Below are 17,083 nucleotides of genomic sequence, written 5' to 3'. Positions count from 1 at the left end.
TCAGAGTCGCCTTCCCTTTCGGGGATGTGCTGATGATTCGGGGATGTGCTGATGACGTCCACTCGAGGGCGTGCCCTCGCTCTCACCAGCTTGGTCGCGTCCGCCGCCCTCGTATTGGCCGCTTGCGCCGGCACGACGCCGGGGACGGGCGGTTCCTCGTCGTCCGCCACCTCGGGGGGGGTGTGTACAACATCGGCCTCAGCGCGCCCGATGGAAACATCGACCCCTTGCTCACCTCGGACTACAACGCGATGTTCATCGTTGGCCTCGCCTCGGCCGGCCTCATCATCGAGACCCGAGCATCCAAGCGGTGTCACAGCTCACGCGCGGCAAGCTCGTCGTCTATTCGGATGCCGGACATGGTTTCCTCTTCCAGTACCACATCGACTACGCCCGAGAAGTGAACTCGTTCCTGAGCTGGTGAAAGCTGTGGCGCAGGCTCTACCGGTTGATCGCCTGCCCGATCAGGCCATGGAAACCTTCCCGCAGAGCCTCGCCCGGCGTCGGATGAGTGTGCACGTTGGGGGGCAAGCTCGGGCCAGGGCAGGGTCGTTCTTGAGGGGCCGTAGACGATTTGTACGACTTTTACCTGACGTGTCAGCTATCTGCTATATTTACTGACATGTCAGATAAAATGAGCTCCTTTGAGCTGGACACGTGGGAGTCCCTTCACACCGTGGTCGAGAAGCTCAAACGCGAAGTGGGACGCGACCTGTGGGCCAATGCCGAACTGTCCGATACGGAGTTCACCGTGCTGGCCCACCTGAGGCTCAACCCTGAGGGCGTACGGCCCGGCGCTTGTGCGCAGGCGATCGGCTGGGATTCCAGCCGCTTGTCACACCAGTTGCGCCGACTTGAGAAACGCGGGCTCGTCCAGCGACAAGCTGACGCTCACGACGGGCGCGCGGCCGTCCTGGTGGTCACCGACGTAGGACAAGAGGTCTATCGCAAAGCGATCGGCCCCCACCTGCGATCCGCTCGGAAGTGGTTCGCGGCCGCACTCAGTCCCGCTCAGTTGGAGGGCCTCGCCGAAGGACTCAATGCCCTCCAAGCTCACATCGACACATTGTCCAACACGACGTCAGAGGAGAAATCATGATCACCATCACGGGGCCCCAATGGGCACAGACAAACACCGACATCAGCGGTAAAACAGTTCTCGTCATTGGGGGTGGCGGCGGTGTCGGCGAAGGGGTCGTCCGTACCCTGCTGGATTCAGGCGCAACTGTCGTCGCCACAGGGCGGAACGAAGACCGGCTCAACACCTTCGCGGAACGCATCAGCAATCGCGCCCTCCACGTTGCGACCCTCGACGGCCTGGGGGCCGACCTGGACGAGAAGGCGGCAGCGCTCGCGTCCAGGTTTGGGCCGTTCGACGGAGTCGTGGTGAGCATCGCCTCATGGGGCGAGCAGGGAACCAAGCCGCTTCTTACGATCACCGATGACGAGTGGAAAGCGCTCGTCGAAGACAACCTCACGGCCGTATTCCGGGTCTATCGCGCACTTACCCCGACTCTCGCCCCCGGCGGCGTCCTCCTGCAGCTGAATGGCCTGAGCGCCGACATTCCCTTCCCCGGAAACGGAGTGGTCGCGCTAGGCGCCGCAGCCGGCAAGTCGCTAACCCGCACCCTGGCAGCCGAGCTCGACGGAACAGGCCTTCGTGTCTACGAGGTCGTTCTCGGTGTCGACCGCACCCGTGCCCGCCAGCTCGCCGGCGTCGACAACAGGAGGTGGATCGATGGCACCGAGATTGGCTCACACATTGCCGAGTTGGTCGCTGGCACCTCCCCCCTGACCGGCGAGGTCCTCCATTATTTCGTCGACAAGGCCGTTGGGCCTGTCACCACTCCCCCACAGTTCTAAGGACACACGTTCATGCTCGACATCGTTCGCGCAGCCGACCCCGACTACGCATCGCTTCAACACGTCTACGGTGCCACCGGCGCCCCCGCCGCGATTCTCCGGCCCCGCACAGCGGAAGAGGTTGTCCAAGCACTCGCCGCCGCTCAAGAAACCGGCGGTGAACTGGCCATCCGCAGTGGCGGACACGGCATCAGCAGCATCTCGACGAACGTCGGCGGCACCGTCATCGACCTCGGTCGGCTCGACGGCATCACACGTCTCAGCGACACCATGGTGCGATTGGGCCCGGGAGCTCATTGGGGTCACGTCGCCCAGGAACTCTACCCTTGGGGACTTGCCATCAGCTCGGGAGACTCCGGCGACGTCGGCGTGGGAGGACTGGGCACTACGGGAGGGATCGGTCTTATGGGCCGGTCCCATGGACTCACAATCGATAGACTCCGCTCCGCTCAGCTCGTGACCGCCGACGGCGCGCTGCATCGTGTATCCGCGTCGGAGGAGCCTGATCTTTTCTGGGCAGTGCGCGGTGCCGGCGCGAACGTCGGCATCGTGACATCGTTCGAGTTCGAAGCGGCAGCAACCCCGGTAGTTGCTCAGGCCACAATCGTCTATCAACTGAACGACGCCGCCGAGTTCCTTGAACGGTGGGGCGACCTCGTTGAGCACTCCCCCCGCGAAATTTCCGCGTTCCTTTATATTGGCGCGGGCGCCGTACCCTTTGCCCAGGCGACAGTCGTCTTCGCATCCGATGACGCCGATGCGGCGAGAGTCGCACTCGCACCCTTCACTGAGCTGCCCGGGATGACTGGCCAACGCGCGCAAATCGTGCCGTATGCAGCCGTCCCCCTCACGACAGACGCACCTCATACCGGGCAGCAGCGGGCATTCACACACACTGGTCTGGCCGATCATCTCGACAGAGATGTGTCACGCGGACTCGGACAGCTGTTGGCGGAAGGCAGCACTCAGATGGTTCAGATCCGCTCAGCTGGCGGCGCGATCAACGATGTCCCGCCGGACGCAACGGCTTACGCGCACAGGCACCAGAACTTCTCGGTGACCGCAATTGCGGCGGGTGATTCGCCACGTTTCGCCGCCGCGTGGGAACCTGTACATGCCCTCATGACAGGAATGTATCTGAGCTTCGAATCCGGTCGCGACCCCGGACGCATCGTCGAGGCTTTCCCACCTGACACCTTGAGCAGGCTCCGTGCGATCAAGGCGGAGTGGGACCCAGCCGGGGTGTTCAGCCAGAACTTCGACGTCACCCGTCCTAGTTCGGAGACAGCACTATAGCGAGCTGAGACCGTCGGCTGATACCGAGTTTGGCGAAGGTGCGGTGCAGGCGTGCTCCAACGGTGCGATGGGAAAGGTAGATCTGGTCGGCGATTTACCAGGGCCTGCAATTTGTGCGTGCGCACTTCACTCTGCAGAGTGACCCGGTAACAGCGCTTATGTCGACAATGGTTACTCCGATTGCAAAAAGTGCGATCGAAATAAAGTGGGATAAGACCTCCACCATTCCCCGACTATTTTCTCCCGAACGCGCAGCTACAACTCCTTTTGCCTGAACAGCAGTGAGGCCGCAGCAACTAGCACGGCGGCGGTCGCAAGCGACACCAGCACGGGCCACAGCAGATCCGGCACCGGCTTCCCAGCAGCCAGTGCAGCCGCCTGACCGGCGAGCCCGGCCGGCGAGTGGTCGCTGAGTGGTTTCCAAAGCGCACCGATGGTCAGAAGCACGAACGCGCCCATGCCTGCTCCTGCGGCACCAACCGCCGAGGGGATCAGGACAGAGAAGAAAGTCATCAGGGCGATGTAGAAGACGCCGAGCAGAAGCCAGATCAGGGCGCTCGACCATACAGGATCCGCGGGTGCGTGGCCGAAGACCGCCGCCGTGAGCCCCCATGTCGCCAGCGTGCCAATGACGGTGAGCACGGCCAGGAACACCGAGTGGATGATCGCTTTCACCGCGACGAACGCACCACGTGACATTGGCTTGGTGAGCACCAGTATCGCGGTGCCGCTCGACGTCTCAGTCGAGATGATGCCACCGTAGATGATGATCAGGGCGAAGAGTGTGATCTGGCTGAGGTTCTTGATCCATTGCCCATATGCGTCGAGATAGGTCCCCGGGGGAAGGCTGATCCCACCAAGTTGGTCGCCGGCGACCGCCCCTACGATTTCCGGCGTGAAGCGCGCGAGCACTGGCGCAGTGATCGCGAAGAACAGGATGATCGCCGGCAGCACCCAGATCCGCCAGGTGCGGACGATCTCGAGCGCCTCCTTGCGCGCGAACACCAGGGTGGCGTTCACCGTCCGCCCCCGACTAATTCGACGAAAACCTCTTCGAGGCCGATCTCCCCCGCCTCCAGCCGCGCAAGCCCGCTGTCTCGTGCAGCGACAATGGCGGGGATGTCGTGTTGGGCGGCGCCGAGGTCGGTGACCGTGATCTCGATCGAGCCAAGCGCTCCACGGGCTATAGCGGTCGCCCACGGGCGCTCACCGAACTCCTTCGCCAACTCGTCTGCGTTCTCCGTCACCTCCACGACGACCTTCTCTTTGCCGTATCGCGCCTTCAGCTCGTCGATCGGAGCCTGCGCCACCATGCGCCCACGGTCGAGGATCGCGACCGTGTCACAGACCCGCTCGACATCGCTAAGGATGTGCGTCGAGAAGAACACCGTGGTGCGACCGCGCAGCGACGCGATCATGTCGAGCACGCCCTTTCTGCCCATCGGGTCGAGAGCACTGGTGGGCTCGTCAAGAAGCAACAGCCGGGGCGCGTTGATGAGGGCTTGGGCGATGCCGAGGCGCTGCTTCATCCCGCGCGAGTAGCCGCCGATTTTGGTCTGCACGTCGGTGAGTCCGGCGAGGTCGAGGAGCATGCTTGTCCGGTCGTGGAGGGCCGAGCCCGACATTCCGAACAAGCCGCCGGCGAAGGACAGGAATTCTGGCGCCGTCATCCACTCGTAGAAGGCCGGGACGTCGGGCAGATACCCGATCGCTGATCGCACGGCGTTTCCAGCCGCGCGGGCGTCATGTCCCAGGACCTGGATCGACCCTTTCGTGGGCCGGGCGAGTCCCGTGGTGAGCCGAAGGGTTGTGGTCTTCCCCGCACCGTTTGGGCCCAGGAATCCGAAGATCGAACCCTCCTCGACGTCGAGGTCGAGCGAGTCGAGGACGAGCTTGCGGCCGTAGGACTTGGTCAGTCCAGCGGCGCGGATCGCTGCGCTCATTGTTGCTTTGGTTCGTCGGGGGTGCCGTAGAGCGCATCGGCAATGTCGGCGCTCGATCGCTTCGGTTCGGCCGCCGGCCGCTCGACGGTCTGTGCAGACTTGCGGCCGATCGCGAAGTACAGGATGGCACCGATCAGGTTGATGAGGACGATGACCGCCACCCAAATCCACTTGTTGCCGAAGGTGACAGTCGCGACCGGACGGCGGTACAGATCGACGAGTGCGACCGCATCGAGGGCAATCTCGAGAAGCAGCACCACTCCAAGCCCGATCAGAACGCCGACAGGAATCGTGGAGAGATCAACGTTTGTTCTCATAATTGCGAACGTTATCAGAACTGCGAACCGCGTTCTAGACTCGAAGCATGGCGAGTTCCGAGATCCTGCTGCATCCAGTGCGCCTGAGGATCGTGCAAACCTTCCTGGGCGACCGAGCGCTTACGACATCGCAGCTCGCTGCCGAGCTTGACGATGTGCCCGCCGGAAGCCTCTACCGCCACGTCGCGCTCCTGGCCGACGCCGGCATCCTGCGGGTCGCCGCCGAGCGCCGCGTCCGCGGCAGTGTCGAGCGTACTTATACCGTGGCTCACGCTGCGGCCTCGATCGCCCCGGCCGAACTCGCGGCAATGACCCCCGAGCAGCACAGCCAAGCATTCCTCGCGTTTAGTGCGGGATTGATCGCCGACTTCGACAGGTACCTTGCTTCCGGCACGCCCGACCTGGTGCGCGACGGCGTCGGTTACAACATCAACGCCATGTGGCTGACCGACACCGAATTCCTTGAGTTTGCGCGGGATCTCACAATGGTCTTCCAGCCGCGGCTCGCGAACGGACCGGGAAAGGGACGCAAACGGCGGATCGCGGCGAACGTGATCCTGCCTGCACCGGATAAGTCCAAAGCGACCTGAACCCACCCCCACGACCTAGAGCTGTCTTCCGACGGACCATTAATTTGCGGGAGCGAGACGCAATCACTGACGAACATCTGACACCGCGGATGCGCGGCCGTGCCCGTCGCCGATTGCCTCCTGTCGACGACGTTCGAAACTAAGGTTGCTCGCTCAGTAGTTGAGTGTGCGCGACGCGGTTGTCCCACGCGGATCCGGCTTGCTCTACTTCGTACATGTGCAATTCGGCCCACTCACGCAGCACCGCTAGCGGCTCGTCAAGCGAGGCCCCTAGCGTGGTGAGCCGATAGTGGACGCGAGGCGGGGAGGTGGCCTCGACCCGGCGTTCGACCAAGGAATCGCGCTCGAGGCTGCGAAGCGTTTGGGCGAGCATTTTCTGTGAGATTCCGGGCATTCGACGCTTGAGTTCCGCAAATCGAACCTCGTCAACTCCGGTGCTGCTCAACACTTTGACCACCATCGATGTCCATTTGGAGCCAACCCGGTCGAGTAGTTGGCGGGTTGGGCACGAGGGGTCGAAAAGGTCCCCCCGGAGACTCCGGGCGGGGGTAGTTACCGCGAGGTGACCAGGTGGGGCCAAAGTGCTCTCTTCCCCAGCCATTCATGCTCCCCTATCGTTACGTGGTAACCAACAGTAACCGGAGAGCGTCGAAGATGTCCACAACCATCGTTGAATCGTCCATCGCCACGAACGGCACGAACCTTAACGTCGCGATCGCGGGCTCAGGTCCCGCACTGCTGTTGATGCATGGGTTCCCTCACACCTGGCGGCTGTGGGATCGTGTGATTCCAGTGCTCGCGGAAACCCACACGGTGATTGCGCCTGATTTGCGGGGGCTCGGCGCGAGCGACCGGGAGACGAGGGGGTTTGACGCCCGCACGCTGGCCGCGGACATGCTGGGCCTCCTCGATGCTCTGGGTCATGTGAGGGCGGATGTTGCGGCGATCGACGCGGGGGCGCAGCCCGCGTTCATGCTCGCCCTCGAGCATCCGGAACGGGTGACGCGCCTGGTATTAATGGAGGCCCTGATCGGTCCGCTCCCGGGCGCGTCTGCCTTTCTTGCCGATGGTGCTCCGTGGTGGTTCGGGTTTCACGCGGTCCCGGGCCTTGCCGAGTCGATCATTGCCGGTCACGAAGGCGAATACCTCGATTTCTTCTACACCACCGGCACCCACGAGCATCAGGGCATCCCGCCCGTGGTTCGGGACAGTTTCGTTGCCGCATACCAGGGTCGGGAGTCACTGCGGTGCGGCTTCGAGTACTACCGATCCACGCGCACCAGCGGTCAGCAAATCCTGACCGCCACCAGTTCCCGCCGCCTCACCGTCCCGACGGTGACAATCGGTGCCAACACGGTCGGTGAGGCCACGTTCGGTCAACTCCAGCCCTTGACCGACCACCTGGAGGGGCGCATTATCCCCAACTGCGGCCACATCATTCCGCTGGATCAACCAGAAGAATTGACCGCGCACCTCACCGGCATTTTTGCCTAGCTAAGACGCATGTCAGGGGCTCACGATGGCGAGACCGGCCCAGACCAGGACAGGCACAAGGGACGACCGCAGTCTGCGGATCGAGTCGCTGTTCTCTGGCTGCGGCGGACTCGGCCCGGCCAAGAGAGCTGACGCCACCGCGCGGTGAGAGCAGAGCCGTCACCCATGGCGGTTACAGGGAATCGGGCGGTTCACTGGGTGCGACTCTATCCGATCGGCTGCGGTCCTTTGCGGGTGAATTGGATGGGAAAACGAGGTGAATCAGGCTCTGAGTTGAAAGTACCGCACCTGTCGGCCGCTCCGTTCGCCGTCCGTGACTTTCGGTGCTCTGGCTGAGAGAACCGTTGATGCAGCATCGACGTCTGGCCAGCTGAACCGACTGATGCGATCTAACTCGCCCGGCACCTATCCTGCTGACGGCAGCGACACCAGCAGCAAGCGCTGCCGATGTCGCGCTATGGTCGCTCAGGACTCGAAGTGGGTGCTGAATGCCGTTCACCTTGTCGTCAGGCCAGCTCGGGGTAGAGGGCGCTCAGCGGAGAGGACAACGCGTGCTTGACCTGGCGGCTCGTCTCATCGGCGAGCACTTCGTGGTCACCGGCCTCCAGGCCGTCGTAGATGGCCGCGACGATAGAGGACGGGTCTGCCTTGGGGCCAGTCAGGTTCGCTGTCATCGGCGTGTCGGTGTATCCGAGGTGGGCTCCGAGCACCTGAGTGCCCTGGGCGAGCAGCGCCAGGCGGAGGGAGTTCGATACGGACCACAGCGCCGCCTTCGTTGCGCTGTAGACGCCGCCCCGGCCGAGCCAACTGAGTACCGAGTGGACGTCCAGGATCGCCCCGCCCTCATTCCGGGCGAGCACTGGCGCAAACGCCCGGCCGCGTTGTTCACGACCACGGTCACGTCGGGGGCGGCCTCCACTGCCGCCGCGACGGACGCGGGATCGGTTACATCCAGCGTCAACGGCACGATCCTCGGGTCAGTCCAGTCCCGCGGTGTCCGGGCCGTGGCGTAGACCCGGGAGGCGCCGCGGGCAAGCGCCTGCTGGACGAACTCGAGGCCGAGGCCGCCGTTCGCTCCCGTCACAAGCACTACGGAATCCTTGAGAGTGGTCATTGTCGTACCCCTTTTCTGAGTTGAGTGCAGGAAATCTAGGCGAAGGCCGAATCGCGACGCCGCCGGGGTGCGTTGGCCAGCAGCAGGGATGCGACTCCGAGTGCCACCAGCAGCGGTGCGCCGATCTCCAGTGCGGGGAGCAAACCTGCGCCGGTGGCCAGCGCGCCGAGTCCAAGTGCGCTGATCGCCTGAAGGAGATAGCCGATGACGTACGCCGCCGAGATCACCGCGCCCCGATGGCGGACGGGGGCACTCGCGGAGATAGTCGCGAGTCCGCCCGAGAACATCAGGCTATACCCTGCGCCGCTCAGCACCGAGGCCAGGATGAAGAGAATGAGCGAGTGGGTCACGCCCGACCCGATGAGCGCCCCGAGACCCGCTGCCAAGGCGATCGGGCCAGCCGTCAGCGAGATCCGCACGGCGAGCCGGCGGGAGAGGATCGCGACCACGCCGATCACGACGGCTGAGATCGAGAGGATCGCGCCATTGACGAGGGCGTTGTCCGAACGGATGAGTTGCCGTGCGATCTGCGCCCCGAGCGCGAGGAATACGCCCCCCATCGAGAAGGCGGCGGAGATGCCCAGAGTTCCGGCGGCGAACTCGCGTCGGGAGCCCGCGGGGATTGCCAGCGTGCGGGGACGCCAGTGCCCGACCGCCTCATCCCGGGTGTGCCGAGGGAAGAACCAGGCCAGCGCGCCGGTGATGACCGTCGCGAGCACCAGCACCCAAAAGGTCAGATGCAGCGGCTGAGGAGCGTACTGCACGAGCGCTCCACCGACTGTCGTGGCCAGCGCGAGCCCAGTGGCCGTGGCAGCCGTCGTGGTCGAGCTTGCCCGGTGCGCGCGGCTCGGCCCGCCGAATTCGATCATTGCGGCGGTCGCCGGGCTGAGCGAGAGGCCCACACCAACACCCATGAGCGCACGACCGACGAACACCCAGCCAAGGTCCGGCGCGAGGCCGAAGACCGCGCTCCCCAGCGCGAGCGCCGTCAGCCCGATCAGGATCGTCGCGCGTCGCCCGATGAAGTCCGACAGGTTGCCGAAGACGATCAGCACCGGGATGAGCACGATGGGATAGGCCGCGAAGATCGCTGTCGTGACCGTGGGGGTGAGATTCCATTCCGCGGCGTAGAGCGGATAGACCACGGTGGGGGCGCCGCTTGCCCAGAGGGCGAGTCCGGCGACGACGGCCGCGCTCCAGAAACTGGCCCGAGCGGAGAGAGTCAACATTGCGATTAGAGTCCGATCTGAATTGGTTTTACCAAGCTAGCGCATCTGAGTAGGATAAACTAATTCAGGTTCGGACGAGTTCCGAGCGCAAAGGAGAAGCCCATGGTCACCGCCATTACCGCCCGAAATCCACGCTGCTCGATCGCGCGCAGCCTGGAAGTGATTGGCGACAAGTGGACCCTCCTCGTCGTGCGCGAGGCATTCTGGGGACGCACCCGCTTCGCCGATTTCCGCGAGAGCTTGGGCGTCGCCCCCGATGTGTTAACCGACCGTCTGACCAAGCTCGTCGCCGCCGGCGTCTTCGAGCGCCGGGCCTATCGGGCCATCGGCGAGCGTGCGCGTGAGGAGTACCTCCTCACCGAGACGGGACGCGCGCTGCTCCCGGTGCTTGCCGCCCTGACCCAATGGGGCGACGACAACCGCCCGACCGGTTTCGGCCCGGCCGCCGAATTCGCCGACGCCCGCACCGAAGAGGTCCTGCGTCTGGCGTTCATCAACGGAAGCGGAGAAGAAGTCGACGTGGATCACGTAGCCCTGGCGCGCGGGCCCGGGGCTTCGGTTCGCGACCCGACATAGCCGAATCCCTTGGGCTGGCACTGGATGTCGTCGACGGGTCTATCGCCCGCCTCGCCCCTGCGCGAAACCTCGTGCTCGACCCCATCCATGACCTCTTGGGCGTCTCGCGAGCAGGCGAGGCTTAATACCCCGCGGGGAGGGCAGTCCCTCGAACGGTCTGGACGAATCCGTCAAGGACGGGCCAGAGTTCTTCTGGTCGTTCGATCTGGGGCAGATGGCCCGCTCTCGAGAGGAGGGCAAAAACCGCACCCGGAACGGCTGCAGCCAGGGCGCGACCGTAGGCGGGAGTCACCACGCCATCCCCCTCACCCCAGAGGACCGCGGTCGGCACGGCGATAAATTGGAGTCGGCTCGCGAGTGTCGGGTCGTGCATGTAGGGATCGCCAGCGATGGCACGCATGGTGTCCTGGTTTGCGCGCTGGGCGGCGAGCTGCCCGGGGGTGAACGCGGATGGGTCCCGGTAGCCTCGGTCCGGTTCGAACCAGGCGACCTCGGCAAGGCCGCGAGCGTCGAGCGAGAACACGTCGGCGATGGTCTCGCCCGCTACGGTGATTCCGGTGGCGTCGATGACCGCGACACCGGCGATCACGTTGGCGTAGTGCTCGTCCGCCCCGGCGAGCGCGGCCATCTCCAACGCCATCCAGCCACCCATCGACGACCCGATCACGAGCACGTCCTGCAGGCCATCGGCGAGGAGCGCATCAAGGTAACCGCGGGCGAGGGCCGGGACTGAGTCCGCCGTTTCTGGACGGGCCGTTCCGTTCCAGCCGGGAAGAGTCGGGGCGAACACCGGATGCGACGACAAGTACCTGGCGACGATGGGCGCGACGGTGAATGGGCCGCCCCCGCCATGGAGGACCAGTATCGGTCTGCCGACATCGGTTCCCACACGGTTGAGGGTGGCAGCGGCAACCCGCGCTACTTCGGACTCAGTCATGGTGCTCCAATCAACATAGTTATATAAATATGTTGATACAGTAACACCATGACGGATGACCTCGAGCGGCTCGGCCGAGCCATCAAGCAAGTGCAGGAGCGCGACCACCGCGCCCTCGACCTGGCGCTTCGTGAGGCTGGCGTCTCACTCGTACAGTGGGACGCGCTGCGAGCCATCGACCGGATGCCGGACGCGTCGAGTCACGAGTTGGCGCAGGCGACATTCCAAAGCGATCAGTCATTCGGAACTCTCGCCACCCGACTGGTGAACCGCGGGCTCGTCGAAAAACGGCCCGGCGCGGGACGGCGCATCGGGTTCGCGCTCACCACCCAGGGCGGCCTCGCCCTCCTCGCGGGGCGAGAAGTCGCCGCTAGGGTGTGGGCGCACTTGTTCGGCGGGCTGACCGAGGAGCAACGTCGGGCTCTCCTCGAGCTACTCCAGGTCGTCGGGGCCGAGCCGAAGGCCGAGGGCGGAGCGGCGGCGCTTGGGGTTGTCAGCTAAATCGGATTGCCGCCACTCTGCCGTAGCGCATAAACGATCGACGCCACCGAAATCGCTGCGACGACGAGAGTAAGCACTCCAAGGGATGCCCAGGTGGCGACGTTCGCGATGGCCGAATCGCCGAGCTGAATCCAGCGAATCGCGTAGCTCGCTGCGGAGGCGAGCGGAAACAAAAAGGCCCAGTAGGCGAGTCCAAACGGTATACGGCGGTAGTACGGGATCAGCATCACCTGCGCGAGGAACATCGCAACGACCACACCCGCTGAGCAAAGTTGTAGGCGACTCTGCCCGCTGTCACTATTCGCGAAGAGGGCGAGCCCTCCTGTCGAGGGGGCCGCCAACAGGATCGCCACCGTTGATCGAAGTGACGACGGAAGGGGCGGGCCCGCGATGAGCCTCCCGATGATGATCGGTCCCAACACGACGAAGAAAAACACCCCCACTCCAAACGCCGCGACAGATGGACCAGGCATCCCGGCCGCGCTGAGTCCGATACTGGAGACGAATGAGCCCGTGACTACTGGTAGGAGGTATCCGACGTGCAACGCCTCACGCCCAACGCCACCTGTCAACCACTGGGCGATAAGCGACGCGTCGACGAGTGCGAGCAGCCCAACCAACGCGACACACACCCATGCCGACGCTGCCGAGTACAAACTCCCGTAGTGCTGGTTGAGCACCATGCCTATCACCGGGATGAAGGCGATGAACGGGCCATGCGCAGGATGCCGCAAATCGCTGCCAAGAATCTCGCGATGCCTAAGGACGCTAATGCCGTATGCCGTTGTGAACCAGAGCCATAATACGCAGGCAATCCCAAACCACACCTCCTCAGGCCATCGCGGTATAACGCCGCCGCTGCTCGCGACAGACCATGCGCCACCAACTCCCGCAAGGCCGAGCGGGATCCCGAACGCCCCCAATGGGATAGCGCGGAGGTGGAGTTGCCGCGTCCGCTCCGCGGCCACGACTCCTATGACTTGTTTGATTGTGTCCGTGATGCGGTCCTCATCCTCAACGAAGGCATTCGATTGCGGTGTAATGGAATGGCCTCGAGGTTGGAGCGTCGAAGTGGTCGCGTCTGCCAGACGTCCTGAACGGTGGTTGCGAAGAGGACCTCTTGCCGGAACGGGCTCTCAGGATCGGGCTGCACCGAATACCGAATACCGCATGCCGCCGACCAGCGCCATCAGCGTGGTCAGTTCGTTGCCGACGGCCATCGTGGCCAGCGGCGCGTCGGCGCGAATGATCGGCTCATCGATGGGCTGTCAGTGCGGCTCGCCATCCGACGCGTGCCGAGCTGGTAGCCGGCGTATCGGGCCTCGTCCAGCATGTTCGGGTCAAAGAACGGTCCATGTACCGCGACGATCGTCGGCGCGTCCGGGTCGCTGAATTCATAAGTCGCGAGTTCGACCTCATCTGAACTGACAATCTTGCGCGCCTTCAGCTTCACGGTAGGACCCGACCTCGGTGGTTAAAGTTCGCCGGGTTTGGCGAACCGGTAGAAGAGTCCGCCTGGCGGGGTGGAAGCCACTAACAGCCAGACCGCGTCTTCGAAGGCGCGCGCACGGCTGAGGTCCCCGACGCGTATCGGATCGAATCCGGCATCCCTGATTAGCTGCTCGGTGACCTCGCGGGCTCCTTCGTCGGAGACGTAGAGGTTGCTAGGGCGCACCCGCTGCTCGCTGATCGCGGCGTAGTTGCCCGCGTAGTTCCAGTTGAAGCTCTTAGCCACCGGTCCCCCAGTGAAGGACTTCACCTCCTCGACGTACGAGGGCGCGTTTCCTACACGAGCTGGCAACGGGTTCGATGTGTCGATCGCGATCTTTCCCGCCAGACCAGTTACCTTAGCCAGCGCTTCCGAGATCTTTGGTCCCGGCACTGCGACCAGGACCACGTCGGCCTCAGAGACGTCACCGCCATCGCGGCCCAGCTCCTCGACCTGGTGACCGGCCGCACGCCAGAACTGCGCGAGTCCGCCTCCGATATGTCCTCGACCAATCGTGATAATTCTCATCTTGCTCCCTTCTTGCTGCCGGGCCTCCTGCCCGTCCAGTTTGCATCTGTGGGTCTGCGCCGAGCGAACTCCGACGCTCGTGGTTGCTCTCAGCGCGCTAGGTACCGTCGAACTGCTTCCGCAGCGACCTCGTGGTCGACGGTATCCGCTTCCCCAGACAGCGTGATCGTTCCAACGACGGCTCCGGCAACCTTCAGGGGAATCGACCCGCCGTAGGCTTTCAGCGCGTCGTGATCGACGTCGTCACGTTCTTCGAACGGCGTTCCCGCTTCAATGTGCCGGGTCTTGACCAGAATCGATGCTTCGCTGAATCGCAGCGCCGTCGCGGCTTTGCCCGCGAGCCACTCGTCGTTTCCTGGGCCAGTCGTTTTCAGTTTGGCGCGGAAGACCAAGTCGTCGGCAAGCACCACGTCGACGGCGAGGTTCAGGTCCCAGTCGGTGATCACCCCTACGGCAATGAGGCCAAGGTCGACGGCATCGTTATTGTCGAAACTGTCGAAGCTGATGTCATTCAGGTATTCGAGTTCGGCGACGGTGTAGGTCGGGATTGTGTGGGTCATGCTCGCTCCTTAGTTCGTTGTCGGCGCATCGGCGGTCGCCGTTGCGCGTGTCCTGCGATTGCGCTGGTTATGTGGGGAACCCTCACAACCGCGAAGATGCGGTCGACTGCTGGACGGCTCCGGCCTCTCCTGCAGGTCCGACCGCATTGACACGTGAACGGTGTCGCACCGCGCCGGCGGCCGAGAGCGTTGTCACTAGCGCCAGTAATGTGACACCCGCGCCGGTCCACAGCGGTGAGGTAAAGCCCAGCCCTGCGGTGATGGCCAATCCCCCGATCCAGGCGCCTACCGCGTTGCCCACGTTCGCGGCCGCGATGTTTGCGCCAGACGCGAGTGTGCCTGCTTCCCCGGCGAAGTGGATTACCCGAGTCTGGAAGGCAGGGACACTTCCGAATCCGAAGGCGCCCATCAGCACGAGTGAGGCCACCGTGACGACCGGGTTTGCGGCAGTGAGGGCGAAGAAGACCATGACGACAATGAGTCCAGCGAGTGCCCAGACGAGTGTGCGGTCGACCGATTTGTTAGCCAGTTTGCCGCCGAAGTGATTGCCCGCCGCGAGACCAACGCCGAAGACCACGAGCAGCAACGGAACGGCACCGGCCGGATAGCCCGACACCTTCGTGAGTGTGAATGCAATGTAGCTGAAAGCTCCGAACATCCCGCCGAAACCCAGCAAGGTTATGGTCAGTGACATCCAAACTTGCCCCGAGCGGAAGGCCCGCAGATCATGGCGCAACAGTCCGGGCGCGTCACCGTCGTGGTTGGTGGGCACCAGGGCGACGATTCCTACCAAGGCGATGACGCCGATGAGTGAGATAAGCCAGAACGTGGTGCGCCATCCGAACTGCTCGCCCACCAGCGTGCCAAGCGGAACGCCAAGCACGTTTGCGGCGGTTAGGCCCGTGAACATGAGAGCGACCGCGCCGGCTTTCTTTGACTGCTCAACAAGACTCGCGGCGACCATCGACCCGATGCCGAAAAAGGCGCCGTGTGACAGCGCGGCAATGATGCGGCCCGCGAGCAACATGTTGAAGGAGGGAGCGACGGCAGACAGCACGTTTCCCGCGATAAAGATCACCATCAGAACGATCAGGACCTTCTTGCGGGAGAAGCGAGTCGCGATGGCCGTGAAGACCAATGCTCCGACTGCCACGCTCAACGCGTAACCGGAGATCAGCCAACCCGCGGATGCCGCGCTCACCGAGAATTCGGCCGCAACTTCGGGTAACAGTCCGGCGATAACGAACTCGGTGAGACCGATGCCAAAACCACCGGCCGCGAGTGCTATTAGTGCTAATGGCATGACGCCACCTTCCCTTGAATTGTATTTCTTAGTGATCACTACAATACATGAGCTGACGTCCGCTGGTCGACTATGCGCGGTCCGCGACCAATCCGACGCCGACGTCAATGAACTCAAACGGGCTGAGGTGACAACGAATCGCGTCCGGTTCACGACGGTGTTGGTCGGATCGTTCGACACGAACTGACACGCCGCGCGAGTCCGGCCAATCCGCAGGCCCCGCTCGACGCAAAGTCTGACCGCCTCGCGGAGAATATCGCCGGTGGAGACTCCTAGGGCGATCGCAGGGGAGCCCTCTTTACCGGTTTCGTCCCGCCATCGCGTGCCGCACTGCTGTGAGACCCTCGTCCTGCGCGACGACCGGCTTGTACCCAAGCTCGGCGACGGCCTTGTCCGTCCGCAGCGTGCACTGCTGGCCCAAGAACCACCGAATGGGGACCGGGATAACTTGCGCCGCTGTGCCGGCATCGAGTTCAGGGATGGGCACATCAACGCCGTAGATCTCGAATTGGGTCTCCAGGAATTCACGCAGGATCACCCGGCGTTGGTCGGTAACGAAATACGCCTCACCCGGACGTCCGTGCTGCCAGGCGAGAAATAGGCCCTCGACTGCATTGTCGACAAACGTGACATCCGTCACCGAGTGGCCACCGTCTATCCATGCAAATTGTCCAGAAAGGGCAGCCGAAACCAGGCCCTCGATGAGGATGCTCTCTGGACCCCAGACGAACCTAGGGCGAATGGAGACTGTAGCGAACCCAGGGGCGTTGGCATCGATGACGATTCGTTCCGCCTTCGCCTTCGCCGCACAGTAGGCGGCCTCCGAGTCCGGCCTCAAGGGCACGGACTCATCCACCTCGACTAGAGGGTCGCCGGCCAAGACCGCCGCCTCGCTGCTACAAAGGACGAAACGCGAAACGTTCGCGTGTCGTGCAATGTCCACGGCCGCCTGGGTACCGCGAACAGTTACCAGTTCGTGGCGAGCACGGTCGGCGGTGACGTCCGTCTCGGCCGCTAGGTGAAAGAAGACTTCGCTGCCGGCAGCGGTATTTCGCCACGCGGCGGGTTGAGTCAGGTCACCCGCTACCGGCTCGGCGCCCAATGCGGCGACTAGGTCGGCCGATTCTTGGCTTCGAACCAAGACACGCACCGAGTGCTTCTCGGCGATAAGCCGCCGCACGAGAGCACGGCCGATAAATCCTGAGCCTCCGGTAACGAACGCATTTGTCATCGAACTTTCCTTAGTAATCGGCTCTTCTGGCCGTATCTCGAACTTTTCGAATCCCGCGCGACCGATTAGTCGACGGCAAGCTAGTGTTTTCGGCCCGCCACTCCGACCGGCC

The 17,083-nt window shown here is 63.7% G+C and carries 19 protein-coding genes and 1 pseudogene; 7 read left to right on the top strand and 13 right to left on the bottom strand.

The window, feature by feature from the left end; translation table 11 throughout:
* Nucleotides 1–622: 622 nt before the first annotated feature.
* Genes FVP33_RS08730 through FVP33_RS08720 form a run of 3 tightly spaced genes read left to right on the top strand, consistent with a single transcriptional unit; the run spans nt 623 to nt 3,159 of the window.
* Nucleotides 623–1,099, top strand: coding sequence for a MarR family winged helix-turn-helix transcriptional regulator (locus tag FVP33_RS08730; RefSeq protein ID WP_147783278.1), 477 nt, complete (start codon nt 623–625; stop codon nt 1,097–1,099).
* Nucleotides 1,096–1,863, top strand: coding sequence for an SDR family oxidoreductase (locus FVP33_RS08725; protein WP_147783277.1), 768 nt, complete (start codon nt 1,096–1,098; stop codon nt 1,861–1,863). The genes FVP33_RS08730 and FVP33_RS08725 overlap by 4 nt, the downstream gene beginning before the upstream one ends.
* A gap of 12 nt (nt 1,864–1,875) precedes the next feature.
* The gene (locus FVP33_RS08720; protein WP_147783276.1) at nt 1,876–3,159 is read left to right on the top strand and encodes an FAD-binding oxidoreductase; all 1,284 of its coding nucleotides are present in this window, start codon (nt 1,876–1,878) and stop codon (nt 3,157–3,159) included.
* A 255-nt stretch (nt 3,160–3,414) separates the two neighbouring features.
* Here FVP33_RS08720 and FVP33_RS08715 read toward each other — a convergent pair whose 3' ends face one another.
* From FVP33_RS08715 to FVP33_RS08705, 3 genes are read right to left on the bottom strand one after another with little or no spacing between them, the layout of a single operon-like run.
* A complete protein-coding gene (locus FVP33_RS08715; RefSeq protein ID WP_187270644.1) occupies nt 3,415–4,179 on the bottom strand; it encodes an ABC transporter permease in 765 nt (254 codons plus the stop codon).
* Nucleotides 4,176–5,102, bottom strand: coding sequence for an ABC transporter ATP-binding protein (locus FVP33_RS08710; RefSeq protein WP_147783274.1), 927 nt, complete (start codon nt 5,100–5,102; stop codon nt 4,176–4,178). Before FVP33_RS08710 ends, FVP33_RS08715 begins: the two co-directional genes overlap by 4 nt.
* Complete coding sequence (locus FVP33_RS08705) at nt 5,099–5,362, bottom strand: PLD nuclease N-terminal domain-containing protein (protein ID WP_222706669.1); 264 nt, start codon at nt 5,360–5,362, stop codon at nt 5,099–5,101. The genes FVP33_RS08710 and FVP33_RS08705 overlap by 4 nt, the downstream gene beginning before the upstream one ends.
* A gap of 104 nt (nt 5,363–5,466) precedes the next feature.
* Between FVP33_RS08705 and FVP33_RS08700 the strand changes: the two genes are divergently transcribed.
* Nucleotides 5,467–6,009: a helix-turn-helix domain-containing protein gene (locus FVP33_RS08700; RefSeq protein ID WP_147783272.1), complete on the top strand. Its 543-nt coding sequence runs from the start codon at nt 5,467–5,469 to the stop codon at nt 6,007–6,009.
* A 139-nt stretch (nt 6,010–6,148) separates the two neighbouring features.
* Here the strand turns inward: FVP33_RS08700 and FVP33_RS08695 are convergent, their stop codons facing one another.
* Nucleotides 6,149–6,610, bottom strand: coding sequence for a winged helix-turn-helix transcriptional regulator (locus FVP33_RS08695; RefSeq protein WP_147783271.1), 462 nt, complete (start codon nt 6,608–6,610; stop codon nt 6,149–6,151).
* 53 nt (nt 6,611–6,663) lie between these two features.
* Between FVP33_RS08695 and FVP33_RS08690 the strand changes: the two genes are divergently transcribed.
* Complete coding sequence (locus FVP33_RS08690) at nt 6,664–7,503, top strand: alpha/beta fold hydrolase (protein WP_147783270.1); 840 nt, start codon at nt 6,664–6,666, stop codon at nt 7,501–7,503.
* Nucleotides 7,504–8,009: 506 nt separating this feature from the next.
* Here the strand turns inward: FVP33_RS08690 and FVP33_RS08685 are convergent.
* Together FVP33_RS08685 and FVP33_RS08680 are read right to left on the bottom strand one after the other, a co-directional pair.
* Nucleotides 8,010–8,617 (bottom strand): annotated as a pseudogene (locus FVP33_RS08685) (SDR family NAD(P)-dependent oxidoreductase).
* 35 nt (nt 8,618–8,652) lie between these two features.
* Nucleotides 8,653–9,846 (bottom strand): MFS transporter, encoded by a 1,194-nt coding sequence (locus FVP33_RS08680; protein ID WP_147783269.1) that lies wholly within the window; start codon nt 9,844–9,846, stop codon nt 8,653–8,655.
* 102 nt (nt 9,847–9,948) lie between these two features.
* Here FVP33_RS08680 and FVP33_RS08675 point away from each other — a divergent pair, with 102 nt between their 5' ends.
* Nucleotides 9,949–10,422, top strand: coding sequence for a winged helix-turn-helix transcriptional regulator (locus FVP33_RS08675; RefSeq protein WP_147783268.1), 474 nt, complete (start codon nt 9,949–9,951; stop codon nt 10,420–10,422).
* Nucleotides 10,423–10,543: 121 nt separating this feature from the next.
* Here the strand turns inward: FVP33_RS08675 and FVP33_RS08670 are convergent, their stop codons facing one another.
* Entirely contained in the window at nt 10,544–11,359 is an 816-nt protein-coding gene (locus FVP33_RS08670; protein WP_147783267.1) for an alpha/beta fold hydrolase, read from the bottom strand.
* Between the two features lie 48 nt (nt 11,360–11,407).
* Between FVP33_RS08670 and FVP33_RS08665 the strand changes: the two genes are divergently transcribed.
* Nucleotides 11,408–11,860 (top strand): MarR family winged helix-turn-helix transcriptional regulator, encoded by a 453-nt coding sequence (locus FVP33_RS08665; RefSeq protein ID WP_147783266.1) that lies wholly within the window; start codon nt 11,408–11,410, stop codon nt 11,858–11,860.
* Here FVP33_RS08665 and FVP33_RS08660 read toward each other — a convergent pair.
* From FVP33_RS08660 to FVP33_RS08635, 6 genes are all read right to left on the bottom strand, one after another.
* The gene (locus FVP33_RS08660; RefSeq protein ID WP_187270643.1) at nt 11,857–12,828 is read right to left on the bottom strand and encodes an SLAC1 family transporter; all 972 of its coding nucleotides are present in this window, start codon (nt 12,826–12,828) and stop codon (nt 11,857–11,859) included. The genes FVP33_RS08665 and FVP33_RS08660 overlap by 4 nt on opposite strands.
* A gap of 230 nt (nt 12,829–13,058) precedes the next feature.
* Nucleotides 13,059–13,313, bottom strand: coding sequence for a hypothetical protein (locus FVP33_RS08655; protein WP_147783264.1), 255 nt, complete (start codon nt 13,311–13,313; stop codon nt 13,059–13,061).
* Between the two features lie 21 nt (nt 13,314–13,334).
* A complete protein-coding gene (locus FVP33_RS08650; protein ID WP_147783263.1) occupies nt 13,335–13,877 on the bottom strand; it encodes an NADPH-dependent F420 reductase in 543 nt (180 codons plus the stop codon).
* Between the two features lie 89 nt (nt 13,878–13,966).
* Nucleotides 13,967–14,437 (bottom strand): heme-binding protein, encoded by a 471-nt coding sequence (locus tag FVP33_RS08645; RefSeq protein ID WP_147783262.1) that lies wholly within the window; start codon nt 14,435–14,437, stop codon nt 13,967–13,969.
* An 82-nt stretch (nt 14,438–14,519) separates the two neighbouring features.
* Nucleotides 14,520–15,740: an MFS transporter gene (locus tag FVP33_RS08640; RefSeq protein ID WP_147783261.1), complete on the bottom strand. Its 1,221-nt coding sequence runs from the start codon at nt 15,738–15,740 to the stop codon at nt 14,520–14,522.
* Nucleotides 15,741–16,038: 298 nt separating this feature from the next.
* Complete coding sequence (locus tag FVP33_RS08635) at nt 16,039–16,971, bottom strand: NAD-dependent epimerase/dehydratase family protein (protein WP_147783260.1); 933 nt, start codon at nt 16,969–16,971, stop codon at nt 16,039–16,041.
* Nucleotides 16,972–17,083 lie beyond the last annotated feature (112 nt).

It is taken from the genome of Lacisediminihabitans profunda, assembly GCF_008040105.1.
In the GTDB taxonomy this organism is placed as follows: Bacteria; Actinomycetota; Actinomycetes; order Actinomycetales; family Microbacteriaceae; genus Lacisediminihabitans; species Lacisediminihabitans profunda.
This window is presented reverse-complemented; position numbering and strand designations above follow the sequence as displayed.